Source organism: Serratia sp. A07, assembly GCF_058725505.1.
This window is the reverse complement of sequence record NZ_JBZXDO010000078.1, coordinates 1-5,482: the sequence shown is the minus strand read 5'-3', so window position 1 is coordinate 5,482 and position 5,482 is coordinate 1. Positions and strand designations below refer to the sequence as shown.

Here is a 5,482-nt window from a genome sequence, read left to right as displayed (position 1 = left end):
CGAGCTTTTTCTTCTGGCGCGTTATCGATCTGGTCGAAAGCACGTGCAGAACCGCCGTAGGTTTTAGCCAGTACGGTAGTGATCGCTGCAGTCAGGGTAGTTTTACCGTGGTCAACGTGGCCGATAGTACCGACGTTAACGTGCGGTTTTGTACGTTCAAACTTTTCTTTAGACATCGATTGTCCCTCTAAGACACGGATAAATCGGTGGTATCACCACATCAACCAAGCATTTGCTCGTTGAATCCAGAACAGAAAGAAAATCAGGGGGCGAGAAATTAAGAAGTGGTGCTGATAGGCAGATTCGAACTGCCGACCTCACCCTTACCAAGGGTGCGCTCTACCAACTGAGCTATATCAGCACATCTTGGAGCGGGCAGTGGGAATCGAACCCACATCATCAGCTTGGAAGGCTGAGGTAATAGCCATTATACGATGCCCGCATCCTGGAACTCGGCTACCTGATTTTTCTGTAGAATTTTGGGATGGAGCAGGATTGTTCATCACTCGGCTCGCATCCTTCGGGCCGGCTGCGCCTTGCGCTGCACAGCTCGAACCTTGCCGAAGGCTTTCGCCCTCTCCTCCCGCCATCAACCGTTGCGGTATTTATCGCATCTCAGTTAATCGCCGAAGGCAAGATTTGGTGGTGGGGGAAGGATTCGAACCTTCGAAGTCTGTGACGGCAGATTTACAGTCTGCTCCCTTTGGCCGCTCGGGAACCCCACCAGATTTTAACTACTTGTGACTTGAATGGTGCCGGCTACCGGAATCGAACTGGTGACCTACTGATTACAAGTCAGTTGCTCTACCTACTGAGCTAAGCCGGCATCAAGTGCAGCGCATTCTAGGTAGAGCGGGCGACCTATGCAACAAAAAAATTGCTTTACGCGCACTTTCGCTCATAAATCAGTCAATTTTGCATACTGTCATGCAATTCGCAGCCTGCGGCGTGCAAACATTCATCACTCGCGGCAATCATTCTCTACAATTTTATCCACTTTTTGCAAGCCTTGAGCGCCGCTTTCTCCGTGTCGGGCTTCTCAAAACACTTAACCCGCGCAGGTAAACTGTGAGCGGGATCGATGCACCAAAAAGGGGATACCTGCCCCGGACTGCGGCGTGGGCTACACTGATCCCTCGCCCTTTTGCCGTCGCCATGCCTTTCGCCGCTGTGGCTCAGTTATTGCTTCTCTTCATTACCCCCATCCCAGGAGGAATGACCGATGAAAATAGTGCCTATCAACGCCGCTACGCTACCGATTTACCGCGATGAATTGGCCCGCCTGTTGACCGATGCCGTCACGCACGGCGCTTCTGTCGGTTACGACACCTTAATCCCTCACGAAGACGCCGAAAGCTACTTCCACAGTCTGCGGCCGGCCTTGGCCAAAGGTGAACTGCTGCTGTGGATTGCCCGTGACGAGCGCGGCGTCGTTGGCACCGTGCAACTCGAGCTCTGCCAGAAGCCGAACGGCCGTAATCGTGCGGAGGTAGTGAAGCTGTTGGTGCATAGCCGCGCTCGCCGAAACGGCGTAGGTCAGGCGCTGATGAAGTCACTGGAGCACGCGGCACTGCAACAGCAGCGCGGGCTATTGTACCTGGATACGCAGGCCGGTTCGGCAGCAGAAGCGCTTTATCGCAGCCTGGGTTATCGCTGTTTGGGCGAGCTACCGGATTATGCGGCAGGGCCCGATGGGCATTACCATCCAACCGTTATTTATTACAAACGCCTGTTCGCCGTGAACCAACCTTCGCGCGCCATCGCCAGCTAGCCTTCAGGCGGTATCCGGCCCCGATGATACCGCCTTGCAACCCCGCTTTATCAACTGCGCGCCGCTTCGCACAATTGACATAAACTGCTGCCTATCGACAACTTTTGCGAAAAAAGTCTACGCCAAAAACGAAGCTGTCTATAATATGCAGCTTGTTTATTCTCTGGAGCTGGCGTCCGGCGCCTTTCCCAACCTGCGTTAACAGGCAGAATTTGGCTTATGATAAAAAGAGATCAATCTTTAGCAACGCCCTACCTACAGTTCGATCGTACCCAATGGGCTGCGTTGAGAGATTCGGTGCCGCTGACGTTGTCGGAAGAAGAGATCGTTAAACTGAAAGGGATTAACGAAGATCTCTCGTTGGAAGAAGTTGCGCAGATTTATCTGCCGCTGTCACGACTGTTGAACTTCTATATCAGCTCCAACCTGCGGCGGCAGGCGGTACTGGAGCAATTCCTCGGCACCGACGGGCAAAAAATTCCCTATGTCATCGGCATCGCCGGCAGCGTAGCCGTCGGTAAGAGCACAACAGCGCGCTTGTTGCAGGCACTGCTGAGCCGCTGGCCGGAACACCGCAGCGTTGAGCTGATCACGACCGACGGTTTCTTGCATCCAAATAAGGTGCTGAACGAACGCGGCCTGATGAAGAAAAAAGGCTTCCCGCAGTCTTACGATATGCATAGCCTGGTGAAATTCGTGTCGGAAGTGAAATCCGGCGCCAAACGCGTCACCGCCCCGGTTTATTCCCATTTGATCTATGACGTTGTGCCCGAGGGCAATAAAGTCATCGAGCAGCCGGATATTCTGATCCTGGAAGGGCTTAACGTATTGCAAAGCGGTATGGATTACCCTCACGATCCGCATCGCGTATTCGTTTCCGATTTTGTCGACTTCTCTATATATGTTGATGCCCCGGAGACGCTATTGCAAAGCTGGTATATCAATCGCTTCCTGAAATTCCGTCAGGGCGCATTTTCCAATCCCGATTCTTATTTCCATCACTATTCAAAATTGCCGGAACCGGAAGCGATTAATATCGCCACGCAATTGTGGAATGAAATTAACGGATTGAATTTGCAGCAGAATATACTGCCTACGCGCGAGAGAGCCAGCCTGATCATGACCAAAAGCGCTAACCACGCCGTTGAAAGCGTGCGTTTAAGAAAGTAAGCCTACCGATCGATTCAGGGGACGTTGCCGTCCCCCTTTCTCTAACTATTCCGCACTGCGCAGTGATATCTCCCCGCCGATGAAGGGTTTTATCTCTCCGTCTTGTTCCAGTAGTAGCGCCCCCTGCGAATCGATACCTCGGGCGATGCCCACAATCTGCCGCTCGCCAATCAGGAGCTTGACCGGTCTGTCGATAAAGTTATCCAGGGTACGCCAGCGACCGATAAATGGCGCCAGTCCGTCTATCTCAAACTGTTTCAACGACTGACGCAGCTCATTGAGCAGGGTTGCAGCCAGCTCATTGCGATCGATCTGAATTCCCGCTTCCTGCAGGTTAATCCAGCCCTGGGTAATGGCGCTGGCGTTGGTATCCCGCATCGCCAGGTTAATGCCGGCACCGATGACCAGTTGAGCCGCATCGCCGGTTTTTCCCGTCAGTTCGACCAGGATCCCCGCCAGTTTACGATCGTTCAGATAAAGATCGTTAGGCCACTTAACGCGCACGTCTGCCGCACCGAGACGCTGCAGAACTTCCGCCATCACCATCCCGATCACCAGGCTAAGCCCCATTGCCGCCGCCGGGCCTTGCTCCAAGCGCCAGAACATCGACAGGTATAAATTAGCGCCGAATGGCGAGATCCACTGCCGCCCGCGGCGCCCACGCCCCGCCTGTTGGTATTCAGCGACGCAGGCGTCACCGGAGTGCAATTCGGCGATGCGGTCCAGCAAGTATTGGTTGGTGGAATCGACCACCGGCAACACGCTTACACGCTTGTCTTCCAGCAGGCTGAGGATACGCTCGGCTTCCAACAGCTGGATGGCACCAGGCAGGCTGTAACCTTTGCCAGGCACGGTAAAAACATCCAGCCCCCACTCGCGAATGGTTTGAATATGCTTATTGATCGCAGCACGGCTCATGCCGAGTGACTCACCGAGGTGTTCCCCGGAATGGAATTCGCCGTCGGCCAGCAGCGCGATCAGTTTTAACGGAACCTTGGTATCTTTCATGACAGCACCGCCACGGCATTCAGCTCACCGGTCGCGCCAATAAAACGCACCTCAGGCTCCAGCCAGACGCCAAATTTATCGGTCACCGTCTTGCGTACATGGCGCGCCAGCGCCACCACATCCTGGCTGTGGGCGTTGTCGATGTTCACCAGCACCAGCGCCTGCTGGCGGTGTACCGCAGCACCACCGAGACGATATCCTTTCAGCTCGCATTGGTCGATAAGCCAGCCGGCGGCCAGCTTCACCTGGCCATCCTGCTGCGGATAATGCGGTATGCCAGGATATTTGGCGATGAGTTCTGCGGCTTTCTCTGCGTTCACTAGCGGATTCTTGAAGAAGCTGCCGGCATTGCCGGTTTCACGCGGATCGGGCAGCTTGCTGCGGCGCATGGCGCATACGGATTCAAATACCTGAAGCGGCGTCACCGTAGCGGGATCCAGCTTAGCAAGATCGCCGTAGCTCAATTTGGGTTGCCACTGTTTGTTGAGGCGTAAACCCAGCCCGACAATGACATGTCCGGTTTGGAAACGGTGTTTGAAAATACTTTCCCGGTAGCCGAAACCACATTCGGCAGCCGGAATGCGATCGATAGCGCCGGTAGAGAAATCCAGCAAGTCGACATACTCGCAAACGTCTTTCAATTCGACGCCGTAGGCGCCGATGTTCTGAATAGGCGCGGAGCCGGCCAATCCAGGAATCAACGCCAGGTTCTCCAGACCGCAGATCCCGGCCTGCAGCGTATATTGCACCAGATCATGCCAATTCTCACCGGAGCTGACGTGGAGATGCCAGGCATCGTTATCTTCCCGGACGTCGATACCCTTTAGCTGATTGACCATGACCGTGCCCGAAAAATCCTCCAGGAACAGCACGTTGCTACCTTCACCGAGAATCAGCAGCGGCTCCTGACGCTTGCGCGTTTGTTGCCAAACCTTGAGCATCTGCTCAATTCTATCGGCTATGATCAGGTGCGCTGCGTTGACCGGGAGCGCAAACGTATTGTGGTTTTTTAAAGACGCGCTTTCAGTAGACATAACGTTCAGTACCTATACGGAAATAATCTTTCGCCTAGTCTACTCGATTCGAGGCGTCTGGCTAATATTTGTTTTAATTAACGTGAAATTTATCGAATAATACACTGGAGAATTAAGATTTATCTTTGATATAACCGGATAATTCTCATCAACATCTTAATAAATAGGCATTTTTATTATTTAAATAATAATCTGAAGCTATCAATTATATATTGATCTGGCTATTTCTCCGACAAAAAACATTATGCTTCCTTATAAGACTAAGCTACATATGCCAAAAAGGTATTTTTCAAAGTAATAGATACAGTCAGGATATTTATTTCACGCATAGCAAAAAGCCCTGAACGTCAGTTCAGGGCTTTCGGCTTTATTTGATGCCTGGCAGTGTCCTACTCTCGCATGGGGAGACCCCACACTACCATCGGCGCTACGGCGTTTCACTTCTGAGTTCGGCATGGGGTCAGGTGGGACCACCGCGCTATTGCCGCCAGGCAAATTC

The 5,482-nt window shown here is 52.9% G+C and carries 5 protein-coding genes, 4 tRNA genes, 1 rRNA gene and 1 other RNA gene; 2 read left to right on the top strand and 9 right to left on the bottom strand.

Annotated features, from left to right (window positions below; genetic code table 11):
* From AC4PR2_RS27295 to AC4PR2_RS27270, 6 genes are all read right to left on the bottom strand, one after another.
* A partial coding sequence (locus tag AC4PR2_RS27295; RefSeq protein WP_016831079.1) for a GTP-binding protein occupies positions 1–176 on the bottom strand: 176 nt, incomplete at its 3' end.
* 109 nt (positions 177–285) lie between these two features.
* Positions 286–361 (bottom strand) — tRNA-Thr (locus AC4PR2_RS27290).
* Positions 362–367: 6 nt separating this feature from the next.
* Positions 368–442: transfer RNA gene (locus tag AC4PR2_RS27285), tRNA-Gly, on the bottom strand.
* A gap of 36 nt (positions 443–478) precedes the next feature.
* Positions 479–594: non-coding RNA, RtT sRNA (locus AC4PR2_RS27280), on the bottom strand.
* A 46-nt stretch (positions 595–640) separates the two neighbouring features.
* Positions 641–725, bottom strand: a tRNA-Tyr gene (locus AC4PR2_RS27275).
* Between the two features lie 25 nt (positions 726–750).
* Positions 751–826, bottom strand: a tRNA-Thr gene (locus AC4PR2_RS27270).
* Positions 827–1,222: 396 nt separating this feature from the next.
* Here AC4PR2_RS27270 and AC4PR2_RS27265 point away from each other — a divergent pair.
* Positions 1,223–1,771 carry a GNAT family N-acetyltransferase gene (locus tag AC4PR2_RS27265; protein ID WP_060441478.1) on the top strand — a complete coding sequence of 183 codons (549 nt, stop codon included), beginning with the start codon at positions 1,223–1,225 and terminating at the stop codon, positions 1,769–1,771.
* A gap of 219 nt (positions 1,772–1,990) precedes the next feature.
* Positions 1,991–2,941 carry a type I pantothenate kinase gene (coaA, locus tag AC4PR2_RS27260; protein ID WP_033636718.1) on the top strand — a complete coding sequence of 317 codons (951 nt, stop codon included), beginning with the start codon at positions 1,991–1,993 and terminating at the stop codon, positions 2,939–2,941.
* 45 nt (positions 2,942–2,986) lie between these two features.
* Here coaA and birA read toward each other — a convergent pair whose 3' ends face one another.
* From birA to rrf, 3 genes are all read right to left on the bottom strand, one after another.
* Positions 2,987–3,949, bottom strand: coding sequence for a bifunctional biotin--[acetyl-CoA-carboxylase] ligase/biotin operon repressor BirA (gene birA / locus AC4PR2_RS27255; RefSeq protein WP_033636716.1), 963 nt, complete (start codon positions 3,947–3,949; stop codon positions 2,987–2,989).
* On the bottom strand, positions 3,946–4,983 hold the full coding sequence (murB, locus tag AC4PR2_RS27250) for a UDP-N-acetylmuramate dehydrogenase (RefSeq protein WP_492175821.1): 1,038 nt from the start codon (positions 4,981–4,983) through the stop codon (positions 3,946–3,948). Before murB ends, birA begins: the two co-directional genes overlap by 4 nt.
* A 376-nt stretch (positions 4,984–5,359) precedes the next feature.
* Positions 5,360–5,475, bottom strand: a 5S ribosomal RNA gene (rrf, locus tag AC4PR2_RS27245).
* Between the last annotated feature and the right edge of the window lie 7 nt (positions 5,476–5,482).

Excerpts from the sequence above, each read along its gene's own strand:
- coaA (WP_033636718.1), top strand. The coding sequence starts at position 1,991 with ATGATAAAAAGAGATCAATCTTTAGCAACGCCCTACCTACAGTTCGAT.
- AC4PR2_RS27265 (WP_060441478.1), top strand. The coding sequence starts at position 1,223 with ATGAAAATAGTGCCTATCAACGCCGCTACGCTACCGATTTACCGCGAT.
- murB (WP_492175821.1), bottom strand. The coding sequence starts at position 4,983 with ATGTCTACTGAAAGCGCGTCTTTAAAAAACCACAATACGTTTGCGCTC.
- birA (WP_033636716.1), bottom strand. The coding sequence starts at position 3,949 with ATGAAAGATACCAAGGTTCCGTTAAAACTGATCGCGCTGCTGGCCGAC.